Origin of the sequence: Alkalihalobacillus trypoxylicola (genome assembly GCF_001590785.1) — a bacterium.
In the GTDB taxonomy this organism is placed as follows: domain Bacteria; phylum Bacillota; class Bacilli; order Bacillales; family Bacillaceae_D; genus Alkalihalobacillus; species Alkalihalobacillus trypoxylicola.
Map to the genome: position 1 here is coordinate 117,934 of NZ_LTAO01000036.1, position 15,967 is coordinate 133,900.

Consider the following 15,967-nt stretch of genomic DNA (forward strand, 5'->3'; position numbering starts at 1 on the left):
TTTGACCCTTCTCCTTGTTGCATCGCTTTTTCAGGTGAATAGAGCCTTTCTTTTTGACCGTTTCTCTAATTCAGCGCTGTTTTCGGGTGAATAGACCGCTTCCTTTTGACCACTTTTCAGGTTCAGCGCTGTTTTCGGGTGAATAGAACTCTCTCTTTTGACCGTTTTTCTAATTCAGCGCTGTTTTCGGCTAAATAGGTTGTTTCACCCTTGAAACTCCGTTCTCTTTTACTCCTACTGCAGTTGAAAAGTTCGTTTCCTTTTCAACCACTTTTTCTAATTTAGAAGCTCTATCGGTGGATAGAGCCTTTCCTTTTGACCGTTTTATGTGTTGAGAGATTTTTTAGTTTCTAAATGTGGGATTGTTGTCTCATTCTTTTCTTTTATATCATCTAAAAATCTGAAATAGGGAAGAATAAGACCTATCAGAGAAACCGTACAAATCATAACACCTATAAATAAATACAAATATCTTACACCTATCACTTCTGCGCTCAATGTCGCAACAACTACTCCTAAAGGGATTGAAAATCTGATGAAAAATAAACGTACAGAAGCCATCTTACCTAATACAGAATTCGGAACTATTCTTTGAAATAAAGATAAATTATGGATGTTAAAAATAGCCATAGCTACACCTGCAATAGCCTCTGTTAAAAACGCAACATAAACAGAATGATTAATGGTTAAAATCGCAAAAGTTAATCCTCCGATAAATAAGGACCCGAGCATTGCTTTTCGATAGCTTTTTATCCTCATATAGTGACAAATGAAACTTCCTAGAACATACCCTAATGGGAAGCTTGCCACGAAATAGCCATACTGATGATAGTTAGCTCCAAGGATAGTCGTTATATAGGGTAAAGAAATGACCATCGTTACTCCAACGCCAAATTGAACGAAGCTAAGAAAAATAGCTAACCATACCATTGCTTTTTGTTTAAAGAAAAGGCTCATTCCTTCTCTAAAGTCATCTATCCAGCGCTTTTTTTGTAAATAAATAAATGTAGCTTCTTTAATGAATATTAATAAATAACCGCTAAAAATAGATAACAACGCGATGAGCAAAATTAAGATGCTGGTGTCTATATATTGAATAATAGCACCACCGCCAATAGGGGCGATAAAAACCATCAATCTGATAGAACCATCTAATTTGCTATTGGCTTCCTTTAATTGTCCTTCCTTCACAATAGTGGGTAATAACGCTTGGCTTGCTGGTGCATATAAGGGCGCAATTAGACCAACCATTACTTGAATGAAAAAAATCGACCAGATCCAACTTCCCTCTAACATTATCAATCCTAATAATAAACAATATAAAAAGCCTTTTAGCCATTGAGAAAAAATTAAAATAAATTTTCTACTCCAGCGGTCGATGAAAGGTCCAATAAACAATTGTAATACTAATGAGGGAATAAAATACATTAACCACATACTCCCCAAAGCCAATGGAGAGCCTGTCTGTTCATAAATGATAATAGACAAACAAAAGGTACCTAAAGCCCCACTAAATTCATAAAAGGTTTGGCTAAACCAAACGAGCATAAAGCTTTTATTTTTCCATAATGACTTGGGTTTGTCTTGTAATCTACTCATTGATTTAAATAATGCTGAAGTTCATCCGTTAAATGAGCTAATGACTGCTTTTGCAAAGTATAAAGAGAGCCTTTCTTTTTGACAAGCTGAGCACTTCTTAGCAATTTCAGATGGTGATGCACGGTAGATTTTCCGAGCACTAGCATATCCGTTAACTGCTGCAAAGAATAATCCTTTTCATATAACATTTTTACCATTCGTAATCGAACTTCATCTCCTAAAGCCTTATACTTTAAAATGAGAAACTGGTCAGGAACATATTTATCCTCTGGATTTAAACTTATATTTGAAATCGGATAATAAATCACTTTCGTTCCTTCTAAATCAGCAACGATATTCCATGGCCGATAAATGTATTGTGGAATAAGTAGCACCTTGTAAACACTGGGCTCAGCCTTATATTCAATACCTCCAGTTACCCACTTAACAAATTCTGTTGCTTCCATTTTTTTTAATGATTGCTTTTTTAAATGAATATCTAGATTGAAGGCTTCATTTAGTTCACTTTCTTTATCTTTCACTACACCTTCATACCAACCAGACATCACTTCCTTCATATGGAACTTTACCCTTTCTACCTCACAGTTACCTATAAACTCAATATATCTATGCAAGAAATTATCTTGTTCTATTTGTAATTGAAGTTCACGAAGAGCCTCTTTATTCTTATTCGCTGCTTCTTTTCTATACAGTTGATATCCTTCTCCTAAATAAGGTAGACAAACATATCTAAATTCTTCATGAGAAAGTTTGTCTATGTATGCAGACCATTCGTTTAAAGAAATAAAGCTTTGTGCATGTAATGTTAATAACAAAGCCTTCCATGTATTGTGAGCTTCCAGATAATCCAAATGCTTCTTCATATCTTTCGAAAAAGATTCACGAATACTCTCCCAATACTTTTTCGGTTTTTCTAAACTATCTATCAATGGTTGATTAGTAATAGCAGCAATTCCTAAAGCACATTCCCATAAAACCGATGAAGAAAATTCTATTTCATAGTTTTGACGCTTTCTCCCTGTCACCTCTAAAAATTCCAATGAAAAAACCTCCCCCTCTAAAAGACATTCTATATTATTGGAATTGATAATTCAATAATATTCGAATTTAAATCCAATATTATTAAAATACCCCAAACTAATCAGGCTGAAATATTATTAAAGACCAGCCTTGGAAGGACGGATGATATTGTAGATTGAGAAGGTTAAGTCGAAATCCACAAAAGGAATCTCTCTTTTGAACTCTTTCCGTGTTCAGCACTGATTTCGGGTGAATAGACCGCTTCCTTTTGACCTCTTTTCATGTTCAGCACTGATTTCGAGTGAATAGGACGCTCCCTTTTGACCTCTTTTCATGTTCAGCGCTGATTTCAGGTGAATAGCGCTCTTCCTTTTGACCACTTTCCTGCTCCGCCACCTTTTTCGGGTGAATAGAGCTCCCTCTTTCGACTCTACTCTTGCACCGGCTCTCTTTTCCTTTTATTGCGGTTGAGCAGTGCTTCCTTCTGACCCTTCTCCTTGCTTCAGCTCTTTTTCCTTTAAGAAATATTCTGACAATTTTATTGATTTGAAATGAAAAAAAGGATACGTTTACCTTTGAGAGAGGTGAGTCAATGAACACGATTATACGTCCTGTAGAATCATCTGATTTAAAGCCTTTTTTACCGCTTTTATATTCCTATATTGTTCAATTTTATAAGCAACCACCCCCAAACTTTTCTGACTTAGAAGCCTTTGTTAAAAGTTTTTTTCAAAGTGAAAAAGGAATTCAGTTTATTGCTTTACAAAACCATCATATTGTCGGCTTTGCAACTCTTTATTTTACTTACAGTACATTGAAGGTCGCTCCTGTTACTATTATGAACGATTTATTCGTTATTGAAGACAAAAGAGGCATGGGGATTGCACGTCAATTATTTCAAGCATGTCAACAGTACACGTGCACACATCAATTTGCGTATATGTCATGGATTACAGCTAAAGAGAATAAAGAAGCACAGAGGTTTTACCAAAAACTCGGGGCACAAGAAGGAAACTGGATCGGCTATATGATATAAGAAAGCGAACATAAAAATCAGAAAAGCCCCCACTTCACAATGGGGGTTTTCATTCATATCTTCTTTATTATCTTAAACTTGAACCGTCTATCTTCCATTGCCATTCATCTAAAAAGACATCGCTGATGGAAGCTAAGCCATCTCCCATTTCAATATAGTAAACTTCAGCAATATAAAAGTACATATCGTTTTTTTGGGCAAGCGATATATAAGAAATACTATTTCTACGATCTAGTTGTACTCTAGATATCTGCCCTCTTTCCACTTCTATAACTTGACCGCCACCATACTCTTCTACTGCTTCTTCAAAATAAAGTAATGCCGTTTCTTCATCTATGCCTGGTTGAAAGAATCCTACTTCAATAAAACTCTCTTCGACTGAATTCTCTAATTGAATCTCATTTTCCATTCTTGCACCTATCACTTCCTTTAATTCAGTTTCTCGAGAAAATTGAGAGACTGACCAATTCATGAAATCAAAAGGATAATAAGTCGAAAATGGCAACTCCTCAAAATCAAGTAATTGATAATTACGAGGCTCTACTTGGCCTTCTACAGTCACATCTTTTATAATCACTTCTTGTCTTCCTGATTCTCCAAACTCGTTTAATGAGTCTTGCCATGGATCATCACTGAAATCATTCGATTCATCCTGCTCTTCTTGTTCAGGATTTTCCTGATCATTATCCTGCTCATTTTCTTCATGCTCCACTTCTTCATCTTCTATAGGTGCTGGTGGTGGATCGTCTGCAGGTGTTTCTGTTACCGGACCACCATTCGTGAGGATTAAAATGGCTAACATCGTTGCTATTCCTACACCAGCCAATACACTTGCAGCCGGTACGAATTTCTTAATAGTGAACCTTTTTCGTTCATTTTTTCTACTATGCTCGATATCTTGAGAGATTTGTTGAAAAAGCGATTCTTTAAAATCTTCTCTTGCTTCTACTCGAATATGTTTAACCATTTCCTCCACCTGTTTGGATTCATTGTCCTTATTATGACTCATAGCTGTTACCCTCCCCTTCCATAAGTTGGGCTAATTGTTTTCTTGCGCGGTGCTGAAGGGACTTTACAGATAAAGCCGTTTTTTTCATGACTTTAGCTGTTTCTTGTATTGAAAATTGTTCAATAAAACGTAAAACGATAACCGTCCGATAATCCTCTGGCAGCGTATTAAGACAACGAATGAGCTCTTCTCTTATTTCATAATTTTGTTGTGGATTATAGTTATTAGATACTTCTTCCATCTTTTCTGATGGTAAACTGACAACACCCTTATGTCGTTTCTGCTTTCTATGAAAATCAATTACAACATTCCTACCTAATGTGTAAAGCCATGTTTTAAAAGCTGATTTCCCCTTAAATGTATGAAGGCTTTTTGCCATCTTACTAAAAATATCTTGTGTGACTTCCTCAGCAAAATGATAATCACCCGTTTGTATATAAGCATATTGAAATACAGATTGGAAATATCGATCATATAAGACTCGTAAAGCTTGATCGTCTCCTTCTAATATATGTGTAACTAGCACTTCATCTTCCATAACCTCACCTGCTTCTTTGTTTGTCATTATATAAGACGGTCGAGATTTCAAAAGGATGCTTTCCTTTAAAATATTTTATCAGTTGAATCCATTTCATCATTCATATCTTTTAAGAAAACCGATCAATTAGGTTTTGATTTTCACTTTAGGTAGATGCTTTTCCAAGGGCTTGTCTTCAGCTAACTCCGACTACAAAGAGCTTTGTCAGAGTGGGTCTTCAAACGGAGCTCTTCCTTTGGGAGTCACTACCTACCGTTACAATCATCGAGTGAATTTGCAAACATCCAAGACATTTTTTTAATGAATGGTCGGTTTCGTTCACTTAGAGATCAATGATGAAATTCATTCAGTGACAACGAAAATAAAAAAAGATTCTTCCCCACTTAAAGGAATAGAATCATTTAATGTATGTTGTATTAGCTTTTATACAAAGACTCTAAATATCCATGTACTTTCTTATCATCGGATTCAGGGTACTGATAACCAAGCTGCTGACCTACTTCTCTAGCAAATTTCCGAAAAAGCTCAATAGCTATAAATAAAGATTGCCAAATTTCTTCTGTCATTCCACTAGGATATGTCTTGAGAAGCTGCTCTTGATCCACTTCTGATAAATAGTCAGGGATTCTGTTATAAAACTTTCCATCACTTACTGAAAATTGTGTGATTATACCTACTCTCCAGCTGATCATTTGTAATAGCATGGGGCGAATGACTTGATTGAGGTGAGCCTGTGCATAAAGGATGTCATTCCGACATATTCCTTTTGCAACATATGTAGTCACCCACCAAAATTCATTGCAGCAGTTATCATAGAATGATTCAGACGGCTTTTTTATCCAAAAATCCGAATCAGTAGGGGCTTCAAGCTGAGGTAAATCATAATCTTTATCTAACAAAACCTTCGTCATTTTTTCTTCGAGCAAGATTTCCTTTTTTAAGGATTGAGGGACTAATGTTAAATCAATCCGATTTCCATCCTTAAATAGCATTAAAAAAGCATAACGGTCCTCTCTAACTGAAAACATCGACATCGCATCTGGCTTTTGCATAATGATTCTTTCTCCAAATACATGGAGCCAGTTTGTATTTTCAATGAACTCATTTAACGATTTCACTACATACACAATATCATAATCCTGAAAACGGTCTTTTTTTGCATGTGGAGAGGCTTTGGAGCCATTTAACCATACTGCCCGTATCCTTCTATCACTTTTGGCAACAGATAAAATTAACTCGAACATTTCTTCTTCTGTTCTCATATAATCCCCCACTTATAAAAGCTGATATTCATATATATAGAAGTTCAAGGTTTGATTATTTATCGTCACTTCTTCCGTAGCTATTTTTTTGAAATGATTTTTTTCTAATACTCTTTGAGAAGCAATATGCTCAACAAGTGTTTTGGCTTTTAATGAATGAAGCATATTTATAAAAGGTGGATCTGATAATTGTTGACATAAAAGCGAAACGGCTTGACTGGCTACCTTTCCACCAACAAATTCTTCTCCTATACGATAGCCTATTTCACCAATTTGATCTTGAATGTCAATAACATTGATACGCCCTATTATCGTCCCATCTCGTTTCTGGATAAGAAAAAACAATGACTCGTTCTTTTCTTGCTCGAGCAGTAGTTGTTTGTGCCTTTCTTTAAATTCGTTTTTCAGATAATAATCATTTCCTCTGCTTGGAACAAACTTTTCAAAGTATGTACGGTTTCTTTTTTCAAAATCTAAAAGAGACTCTTTATCGTGTATGTCTAACTTTTTCAATAAAATTTCCAACCTAATACCCTACAACTTTCTTTAAGATTTATTTCTCGTTACTCTCTGCTCAGTTTATCAGATTCATTAATTGTTCGTATAATTCTTCTGTTTGATAAAAACTACTTTCATTCAGAAAAAGAGTTTGCTCCTCCTTTTGAATCAAGAGAAATGGAGCATCTAAATTATTCAAAATAAGACGGGAATTCCCGAAGCTCTCTACTTGAAAATGACCGATCCTCTTATTAAAAATAGAAATTCCATTTGTTCTTAGATTAATGGTGGGAAGCTTTTCTAAACGTTCCACACTGTCAATCTCTTCTATATTCCAAGTGACTCCGTAAGGTCCACTTATTTTAAGCTCATCATCACTAATTTCGATTTGATTTGGAATAAACAGAATAGAAATCAAAGCGATAAAGAAAATAGAGCTCCCTATTAAAATATATTTATTACGTTTTTTAACTTTTTCATTTTCCATTCGATTAATTAAAAGCGTATTACTTAAGATAAAAATGACTAAAAACAAGTAAGAAATTTCTATCATATAAGGAATTCCTATTAGATAGAGAATCAATCCAATTAATAAAATCGTTCCCGAACGATGCAGCATTTTGCCGTTCGCTTGCGGATATCCTTTTTCAATCAACTCTTTTTGTTCATGCTTTGGCTTAGACCAGAATCCATTAATCAAGCCGTAATATTGCTTTTTTAAGATGAGATAGCTAAAAGTATAAAACATGATAACCATAACTAACTGAATGATGATCAAAACAAGCAATTTGTATTCCCCCCTACTACATATTGTTTATATCATTTTTCTATTTTTCTATCTTTTAATGAAAACCGATTGATTAGGTTTTTGATTTTCACTTTAGGTAGATGCTTTCCAAGGGCTTGTTTTCAGCTAACTTCGACTACGCAGAGCTTCGTCAAAGTGGATCTTCAAACGGCGCTATTCCTTTGGGAGTCACTACCTTGCGTTACAATCAGTAGTTGCTCCATGAACATCTAAGACATTTTTATAATAATGGTTCGATTTCGTTCACTTTATAAAGGTACAATGAAATGGACTCAATTAGAAAAAAGTTATTATAGATGACAAGGAACCCAAAATCTCTTGATGATTTGTCCATCAGAATGAACATAATCCGTTTCGGGCCTTCCTCCATTATTTTTAATCGTTTTAAAAGAGGCGATATTTTCACTATCACAGCAAACTAAAGCTTCCTTTTTCCCTAGCTTTGCCAATTCTTTCAGCGCTAATTTCAGTAATTCTGTTGCATAACCCTTTTTTCTTTCGGAAGGTCTGATCCCGTAACCTATATGGCCTCCTTGTTCTCTCAAAAAACCATTGAGCTCATGTCGTATATTTACAGCGCCGACTACCTTTCCACTATCGTTTTTTAGCCAAAAGGTAGAGTTTTTTACCTGCTCTCCTATTAGTCCTTCTCCATTTTCTTGCTCTACTAAAAACTGGATCATTCTTTCGAAAGGTTCTGGGTTTTCTTGAATCACCCATGGCACCATTTTTTCTTCACTATTTATCCAATCTCTATAAAATTCTATATATTCACTTTTTAATGTCGCCGTTGGTTTTACTAATTTTATATTTTGCATATATAATCTCCTAGTTCTTCCAGTTACCTTCTAAAATTATATCATTTTAAGGACAAGATTGTTCGATTAAAATCTCTTTATTTTATCTTTTTACTGTAAATTAGGAGCAATTGATTATGATTGAAAAGTAACACACTGCTATTGTGAGAAAATCGTTGGCGTGACATAAGCGGTTGGAGGTGCGTCTATTGATTCATAGCTAAGTAGTTTTAGAGATGGAATTATTTCACCATTTATTTCTTTTTCTTGAATAACTCCCTTTATTCTCACCCAATCGCTAGGTATTTCTTTTTCAACAGTGGACTCTACAATTAATCCATAGCCTATGCTATCAGCCACACAGCAGCTAAATGAAAATCGCGATAAAGCAAAATCAGATTCTTCAAGTTTAGGATCTCGATAAACAAATCCAGTCCATATCATTTCTTCCCCAATATATTGATCGATTCTATAGTGAATTAAGCCTAATGCTTCTAAAAAATCAGCATCCTCCACCTGCCACGCGTTATTCACCGATTTCAAATTATTTTCTACTATATCAAAATGCCTATCATAAGCACTTTGATTATGTGATAGAGATTGTTCACTCAAAGAAAACGTATATTGAACCCCTTTTAGATGAGCCATTTTTTCCGTCATAATATAATCAGGAAGTATAAATCCAATGATAATAACAAGGAAAATAAAAATAAATGATGAAGAGTTCTTTCTATGATGCGAGCATCCCTTTTCACAATCTGATTTTTTCTTAGCAGAGCTTTTCCACATCTGGGTAATACCTAATACAAAAAATACAAGCATGGCAAATAGAACAAACTTTTGCATATTTGGAGCAATATAATAATCAATGGAACCATGTAAAAACAAAGCTAGAAATAATAAAAAAAAGCCCATATAGAGTATTCCAGATATATATTGACTATATTCTTTGTTCATTAGCTCATCCCCAATAGTGAAAAGATTATCATCATTATAAACACAACGAAGAAAACGACAAAATGAAATATGATTATAAATCTCCATTTGAAAGTAGACATCATCATTAAGGTGTTTTTCAGGTCCAGCATCGGTCCTAAAATTAAAAAGGAAAGAGTAGCCGAGAAGGAAAATGTGCCACCAAATGAAGCGGCAATAAAAGCATCAGCCTCTGAGCAAAGAGAAAGTATATAAGATAGAAGCATCATTAAAATAATACTAAAAGCAGCATGTTCACTAATGAATCCAAGCCACTCTCTAGCAAAAAAAGTTTGAAAAATACTAGCTAAAAAAGCCCCTATTATAAAAAATTTCGCCATAAACAAAAAATCCTCTGAAGTATGATCGATTATATTCATTATTCCTTTTTTATGATCATGTTCATGCTCAAATCCCTTTGCCTGTTTCGAATTCTCTTTTAGAATTTCATTTGGTTGTGTGTTTTTTTTATAAAAAAAATAGATGGTTATAGCAATCACCAATGAGCAAAGAAGAGCGAGTACCATTCGCCAAACTAAAAAGGAAGTATTCATATTAAAGGCATAATAGGTCGAGGCTGCCACAACAGGATTTAATATAGGTGCAGCTGTCATAAAGGTAACAGCCACATGAACAGGCATACCTTTTTTAATAAATCTTCTAATAACAGGGACAATTGCACATTCACATATTGGCAGAATGAGTGCTAGTAATAAAGCAGGAAAGATACTAAGGATAGGGTGCTTAGGTAACCATCTAGAGAGATGAGTTGGTTTAATATAAATTCCTATTAATGCTGAAAAAATGGCACCTATTAATAAAAAGGGGAAAGCTTCTAATAGAATGCTAAAAAAAATCGTAAGTAGCCCGACGACCTCTTCTTTTATAACCGCTCCCCAATCTAGCTTTTTGAAAAAAGGAAAAGCTACCATCAACACTATTAAAAACAGAAACAACAGATAACTAAACCATTCATAGAGAAATCTTTTCATAGCTCTCCCCTCCTCTTTCTATATATAGAGAGAGATGAATATTTTAGAACAGTTTAACCAAATATTTTAATAGATTTCCTTTTTTAATAGAACCCACCATTTCTATCTTTTAATGAAAAACCGAGCGATTAGGTTTTTAATTTCCGCTTTAGGTAGATGCTTTCCCAAGGGCTTGTCTTCAGCTAACTCTTACTACGCAGAGCTTCGTCAAAGTGGATCTTCAAACGGCGCTGATCCTTTGGGAGTCACTACCTACCGTTTCAATCAACGAGTGATTTCGCAAACATTCAAGACATTTTTATTATGAATGTTCTGTTTCGTTCACTTATAAAGCAATGATGAAATAAATTCAATAGAGTTACCATCAATATTTATCTCAATTTTTCGAATAATGGATAAAAAGATCCATTTTCTAATCAATAAGTGGTAAAATGACAGAATCATTGATATGTTAAGGAGGTTTTTATATGCAAAGTGTTACGGTCTATCATTATGATGCTTTTACAAATGAACCTAATCTTGGCAATCCCGCTGGCCTTGTATTACAAGCAGATGATTTAACAGAAAAAGAAATGCAGGAAATCGCTTTTAAAATAGGCTTTAATGAAACTTCTTTCCACTTAAAGTCGGAGGTAGCTGATTTGAAAATACGCTATTTTACTCCTGGTCATGAAATGAATTTATGTGGTCATGCAACAGTAGCGACTTTATTTGCCTTAAAATCAATGAATTTTTTGTCTACTAAAAAAAAGATTACGATTGAAACGAACGCTGGTATCTTACCTATATTAATAGAAGAAGTTGATAACTCTTTTAGAATCACTATGAAACAGGCATCTCCTCAATTTCAAGATTTCAAAGGCTCCAAAAGTGATATCGCACAAGCGATTGGTTTAAAAGAAGAGGACATCTCGAATCATCATCCTATTGTATATGGTAGTACAGGTATTTGGACCTTATTAATCCCAATCAATAGCTTAGAAGCTTTTAAACGGATGAAGCCCCATAATCAAGCCTTTCCTTCTATACTTAAGGAAATTCCAAATGCTTCCGTTCATCCATTTTGTTTAGATGCCTTTGATAGTGAAGCAGATATGCATGCGAGACATTTTTCTTCTCCTTATTCTGGTACAATAGAGGATGCGGTAACGGGAACGGCTTCAGGGGTAATGGGCGCCTATTTTGCTACGTATATTGAACAGTTGTCAAAGCCTTCCTATCAATTAATTATTGAACAAGGGAATGAGATGAACAAAAAAGGCAAGGTCTACGTATCTGTTCAACAATTTGAAGAAAAAGAGTTGGAAATATTTATGAGTGGTACGGCTGTATATGTGGACGAATATGAGCTTTTATTAACAGAAAAAATCCTTTAACTAAATCAATTTCATCATGCATATCTTATAATGAAAACCAAGCGGTTAGGTTTTTGATTTCCACTTTAGGTAGATTCTTTCCCAAGGGCTTGTCTTCAGCTAACTCTGACTATTCAGAGCGTCGTCAGAGTGGATCTTCAGACTGCGCTCATCCTTCGGGAGTCACTACCTACCGTTACAATAAAAAAGTAAATTCACAAACATTCAAGACATTTTTTTAATAAACGTTCTGTTTCATTCACTTACAGAGCAATGATGAAATTCACTCAACTATTAACCCAAAAAGCTAACTCTGTTTATAGTGATTCATAAACAGAGCTAGCTTTCTTTAAATTCCTTCAACAGTTGATCCACCTTCACCGAACCTTGTTGGTCAAGATTTGAATACCCACCAAATCCTTTATTGTTGCTGTATCCATTGTAAATAATGTCTAAATCATGAAAAATCCGATGAACATAGACGATCGCTATTTGATTTTCTTGTTCAACTCCAATAACGAATAAGCTTTTTGCATTCTCTAAGTCTTCTATTATTCTTTCATCTGATATTAATTTTTTGATTTCAAGGATTTCTGTCTCTGTCTCCTGTAGCACATCTGCTAATTTATCAAAATTCAAATTTTGATAACCACCCCAACCTACTATATCATTCCATTGCTGATGAATATTTGAGATAAATTGGTGAACTTGCTCTACTTCATTTTCCTTTACTGTGGTTGTTCCATCACTTGAGAGAGCTTCTTCTAGATAAGTATCTTCTTCATCTGCATAAGTATGATTATTTTCCTCATCAGATAATGCAGAATCTAAGTAGTTTTCAATTAGATTAGGTATGATCCTATAACTCGCTAAAGCTATCAATAACAATAAACTAATAAATAAGATGATTTTTATACTACTCTTCAAACGCCTCTCACCCCTCATATTCCTATTTTAACATTTTCTTCCTATTAAATATAACCATTTTATTCCTAGCCTCCAAACAAATAAAACACGCAGTGAAGGTGTGGTATAAGACAGCCATTTAAAGGCTTTTTAAAGAAAATGATTAAGTTATTCTTACCTAGAATCTTAATCAAATAAGAGAATTGGATGATTAAAATATTTGTAAATTGGATGAAGTATAAAAATAAAAAAGAATTATAATTAATTTGTAGTCTTTTGATTACAAACCAACACAGATTTTACAATCAGGAGGTATTTAGAAATGAAAAAGGGAATAATAGTGGGATTAGCTATCATAATGATTTCTATTTTTTCAATAAAGCTCTCAGAGAACTTTAATATCCATGAAAGCTCTATTGATTTTGATATATTACCTGTGCAAGAAGTATTGTTAAAAAATCGAGCTATTTTGCTAGACGCAACTATCACTAAAGATAATGAAAAATTAAAGGATGCAAATAGAGTCTACTTTGAAATTAGAGAAGCAGGCTCTGAGAACTACAGAAAAGCTAATTCTACTAATTTAAATAATGGTACTTATAGAGTTCAAACTACCTTCCCCAGAAGTGGAGAATATTATATAAGAGCTACTGTCGAAAATAATGAACTCATAAAGACTTCGGCTGACTTTAAAGTATATGTTGATAAGGCATAAAAAACCCTCTGTTAACTAGACAACCGTACTATACACAATAAATAAGGAGACGAGGAGATACTTATACTATCCCCTCGTCTTTGCTACTTTTATGACTCCATTTAGTTCAATTATGTTCATCCAAATCTTGATTTTTTTTTATATCTCTCCTTATAAGTACTAAAATTCTAATCTTTCTTTAAAGATTTATTACACTTTATTAAATCTTTATCGTTAGCTAGATTTTTTAGATATACTTGAATCAATTTCATCATTCATACATTATAATGAAAACCGATTGTTTAGGTTCTTGATTTTCACTTTAGGTAGATGCTTTCCCAAGGGCTTGTCTTCAGCTAACTCTAACTACGCTGAGCTTCGTCAGAGTGGATCTTCAGACTGCGCTGATCCTTCGGGAGTCACTACCTACCGTTACAATCAAAAAGTTTATTAACAAACATTTTGATAAAAACCAAGCGGTTAGGTTTTTGATTTTCACTTTAGGTAAGTGCTTTCCCAAGGGCTTGTCTTCAGCTAACTCTAACTACGCTGAGCTTCGTCAGAGTAGATTTTCAGACTGCGCTCTTCCTTCGGGAGTCACTACCTATCGTTACAATCAACAATCTAATTCATAAATAGTGAGGACATTTTTATAATATTTGTTCGTTTTTATTCACTTATAGATCAATTCTGAAATTCACTCACTTTTTAAAAACATAACAATTAGGATAAACTAAAAAAAATATGTTTAAAAAGGATTGTATTGAATGGATTGGAATATTGACCCAAAAACTGAGAAACCGATTTACAAACAGATAGCAGATTATATAGAGAAGGGTATTGCTGATGGTACGTTCCCTACAGACAAAAAACTCCCCTCTGAAAGATTTTTAGCTAAAGAGCTAAAGGTTAATAGAACTACTATAGTAGCAGCATATGATGAGTTAGAATCAAATGGCCTTATACAACGAAAACGTGGAAGTGGTACTACAATTAGTAAAGATATATGGGGACTTACGAAAAAGAGGATACCTAGTTGGAATAGTTACATTGAAGCAGGTTTGTTTTTACCTAATTTACCAATAGCACAAAAAGTTCGTAAAGAAACAGAAGAAAAAAAATTAATTAATTTAGCAAGTGGCGAATTATCAAAGGATCTTTTTCCAATTAAAACTTTAAGAAAGCTTACATCTACAAGATCTTTTAGCGGAAGACTAGGTTATGACCACCCTCAAGGAAGTGCAATATTAAGGAACACAATAGCAAAGCATGTAAAGCAATATCGAGATATTGAGACCGATCCCTTATCTATTTTAATTACTTCTGGCGCTCAGCAAGCTTTACACTTAGTGGTTCAATGTTTATTAAAGCCTAATGATTCGATTGTAATTGAAGATCCATCCTATCATTATAATCTTCCTATTTTCAAATCAACAGGTATAAAAGTACACCATTTACCAGTAAAAGGAAACCGTCTAGATACTAATAAATTGTTAGAACTACATAAAAAACATCGTATTAAAATGATTTTTTTAAATCCAGCTTTTCAAAATCCTACAGGGACGTTTTTAAGTGAAAACCAAAAGAAAGCTATTTTAGAGATATCAGCTGAATATGGAATTCCAGTTGTTGAAGACGATCCATATAGTCTGACATCTTTTAACAGGGAAAAAGTCACAACCTTAAAATCAATGGATCAAAACGGAAACGTACTTTATATAAGCTCCTTGTCTAAAGTGGTTGCTTCCGGTTTACGAATTGGATGGATAATAGGCCCTACATCAGTAATAGAAAGGTTATCAGATGCTAAGCAACAAGTAGACTTTGGGCATTCTAGTTATACTCAATGGATCGCTAATGATTTTCTAGAATCTAAAATTTTTGACCCTCATTTGGAAAACTTAGTGAATGAGTTAGAAAAACGTAGTAACCAAATCGTAGAAAGTTTAAACGATTTTTTAAAAAATAAAGTAGAGTTCACTAACCCATTAGGTGGAATACATATTTGGTGTAAATTAGAAAAGGATATTGATGAAACTAAGTTATTAAAGAATTCTATAAAACAAGGCGTTATCTACACTCCTGGCTCATTGTTAGGCTCAAAAAACAGTATGTACGCTTCACCTTCGCTAGGGAAAACGAAATGAAAATAAAAGAAGGAATAGAAAGATTTAGTCATGCACTAGAGTACACCTTAAAATGCTCTGAAAGAAACGTATCTCTGGATTAATCCCTATTACAGCCTAATCTATGTTAAGTGATTAATATGGCTATAATTATTACAATAATTATTAATGGAATGAGTATACAATAAATAAACAATTGGTTTGATAAACTCTTATTAGATGAATAATGAACATCCTCTGATTTAGTAATTAGCAAAGTAATGACCAAACCAACTATACTAACAATAGCAGCAAATATAATTAAAAAAATCATGTTTAAACCTCATCTCACTTATAATTGATTTGCTTTTTA

General features: G+C 33.9%; 14 protein-coding genes and 1 pseudogene. 4 read left to right on the forward strand and 11 right to left on the reverse strand.

The genetic code is table 11. The features are described 5' to 3' along the window. Positions 1–324: 324 nt before the first annotated feature. Complete coding sequence (locus tag AZF04_RS17050) at positions 325–1,599, reverse strand: MFS transporter (protein ID WP_061950414.1); 1,275 nt, start codon at positions 1,597–1,599, stop codon at positions 325–327. Further along, positions 1,596–2,639, reverse strand: a complete 1,044-nt coding sequence (locus tag AZF04_RS17055; RefSeq protein ID WP_061949803.1) for an ArsR/SmtB family transcription factor — start codon at positions 2,637–2,639, stop codon at positions 1,596–1,598. The genes AZF04_RS17050 and AZF04_RS17055 overlap by 4 nt, the downstream gene beginning before the upstream one ends. A gap of 572 nt (positions 2,640–3,211) precedes the next feature. Between AZF04_RS17055 and AZF04_RS17065 the strand changes: the two genes are divergently transcribed. Continuing rightward, positions 3,212–3,655, forward strand: a complete 444-nt coding sequence (locus tag AZF04_RS17065; protein WP_061949805.1) for a GNAT family N-acetyltransferase — start codon at positions 3,212–3,214, stop codon at positions 3,653–3,655. A gap of 67 nt (positions 3,656–3,722) precedes the next feature. On the opposite strand, the gene AZF04_RS17070 is transcribed toward AZF04_RS17065, so the two are convergent. From AZF04_RS17070 to AZF04_RS17105, 8 genes are all read right to left on the reverse strand, one after another. Continuing rightward, entirely contained in the window at positions 3,723–4,664 is a 942-nt protein-coding gene (locus AZF04_RS17070; protein WP_061949806.1) for a hypothetical protein, read from the reverse strand. Further along, complete coding sequence (locus tag AZF04_RS17075; protein ID WP_052340236.1) at positions 4,654–5,253, reverse strand: RNA polymerase sigma factor; 600 nt, start codon at positions 5,251–5,253, stop codon at positions 4,654–4,656. Before AZF04_RS17075 ends, AZF04_RS17070 begins: the two co-directional genes overlap by 11 nt. 365 nt (positions 5,254–5,618) lie before the next feature. After that, a complete protein-coding gene (locus tag AZF04_RS17080; RefSeq protein WP_061949807.1) occupies positions 5,619–6,464 on the reverse strand; it encodes an aminoglycoside 6-adenylyltransferase in 846 nt (281 codons plus the stop codon). A gap of 12 nt (positions 6,465–6,476) precedes the next feature. Next, the gene (locus AZF04_RS17085) at positions 6,477–6,977 is read right to left on the reverse strand and encodes a GNAT family N-acetyltransferase (RefSeq protein ID WP_161485278.1); all 501 of its coding nucleotides are present in this window, start codon (positions 6,975–6,977) and stop codon (positions 6,477–6,479) included. A gap of 61 nt (positions 6,978–7,038) precedes the next feature. Then, entirely contained in the window at positions 7,039–7,749 is a 711-nt protein-coding gene (locus AZF04_RS17090; protein ID WP_061949809.1) for a DUF3784 domain-containing protein, read from the reverse strand. Positions 7,750–8,060: 311 nt separating this feature from the next. Beyond that, positions 8,061–8,588 (reverse strand): GNAT family N-acetyltransferase, encoded by a 528-nt coding sequence (locus AZF04_RS17095; protein WP_061949810.1) that lies wholly within the window; start codon positions 8,586–8,588, stop codon positions 8,061–8,063. A 138-nt stretch (positions 8,589–8,726) separates the two neighbouring features. Next, a complete protein-coding gene (locus tag AZF04_RS17100) occupies positions 8,727–9,524 on the reverse strand; it encodes a TIGR03943 family putative permease subunit (RefSeq protein ID WP_061949811.1) in 798 nt (265 codons plus the stop codon). Beyond that, positions 9,524–10,534 (reverse strand): permease, encoded by a 1,011-nt coding sequence (locus AZF04_RS17105; RefSeq protein ID WP_061949812.1) that lies wholly within the window; start codon positions 10,532–10,534, stop codon positions 9,524–9,526. The genes AZF04_RS17100 and AZF04_RS17105 overlap by 1 nt, the downstream gene beginning before the upstream one ends. A gap of 467 nt (positions 10,535–11,001) precedes the next feature. Between AZF04_RS17105 and AZF04_RS17110 the strand changes: the two genes are divergently transcribed. Beyond that, on the forward strand, positions 11,002–11,910 hold the full coding sequence (locus AZF04_RS17110) for a PhzF family phenazine biosynthesis isomerase (protein WP_061949813.1): 909 nt from the start codon (positions 11,002–11,004) through the stop codon (positions 11,908–11,910). 318 nt (positions 11,911–12,228) lie between these two features. Here AZF04_RS17110 and AZF04_RS17115 read toward each other — a convergent pair whose 3' ends face one another. Next, the gene (locus tag AZF04_RS17115; protein WP_061949814.1) at positions 12,229–12,816 is read right to left on the reverse strand and encodes a hypothetical protein; all 588 of its coding nucleotides are present in this window, start codon (positions 12,814–12,816) and stop codon (positions 12,229–12,231) included. Between the two features lie 301 nt (positions 12,817–13,117). On the opposite strand from AZF04_RS17115, the gene AZF04_RS17120 reads away from it, so the two are divergent. Together AZF04_RS17120 and pdxR are read left to right on the forward strand one after the other, a co-directional pair. Beyond that, positions 13,118–13,510 carry a FixH family protein gene (locus AZF04_RS17120; RefSeq protein ID WP_061949815.1) on the forward strand — a complete coding sequence of 131 codons (393 nt, stop codon included), beginning with the start codon at positions 13,118–13,120 and terminating at the stop codon, positions 13,508–13,510. Between the two features lie 746 nt (positions 13,511–14,256). Then, positions 14,257–15,719, forward strand: a pseudogene (pdxR, locus tag AZF04_RS17125) (MocR-like pyridoxine biosynthesis transcription factor PdxR). Positions 15,720–15,967: the final 248 nt, after the last annotated feature.

Coding starts and splice junctions, on each gene's coding strand:
- AZF04_RS17050 (WP_061950414.1), bottom strand. CDS start 1,599: ATGAGTAGATTACAAGACAAACCCAAGTCATTATGGAAAAATAAAAGC.
- AZF04_RS17065 (WP_061949805.1), top strand. CDS start 3,212: ATGAACACGATTATACGTCCTGTAGAATCATCTGATTTAAAGCCTTTT.
- AZF04_RS17070 (WP_061949806.1), bottom strand. CDS start 4,664: ATGAGTCATAATAAGGACAATGAATCCAAACAGGTGGAGGAAATGGTT.
- AZF04_RS17080 (WP_061949807.1), bottom strand. CDS start 6,464: ATGAGAACAGAAGAAGAAATGTTCGAGTTAATTTTATCTGTTGCCAAA.
- AZF04_RS17095 (WP_061949810.1), bottom strand. CDS start 8,588: ATGCAAAATATAAAATTAGTAAAACCAACGGCGACATTAAAAAGTGAA.
- AZF04_RS17100 (WP_061949811.1), bottom strand. CDS start 9,524: ATGAACAAAGAATATAGTCAATATATATCTGGAATACTCTATATGGGC.
- AZF04_RS17105 (WP_061949812.1), bottom strand. CDS start 10,534: ATGAAAAGATTTCTCTATGAATGGTTTAGTTATCTGTTGTTTCTGTTT.
- AZF04_RS17110 (WP_061949813.1), top strand. CDS start 11,002: ATGCAAAGTGTTACGGTCTATCATTATGATGCTTTTACAAATGAACCT.
- AZF04_RS17120 (WP_061949815.1), top strand. CDS start 13,118: ATGAAAAAGGGAATAATAGTGGGATTAGCTATCATAATGATTTCTATT.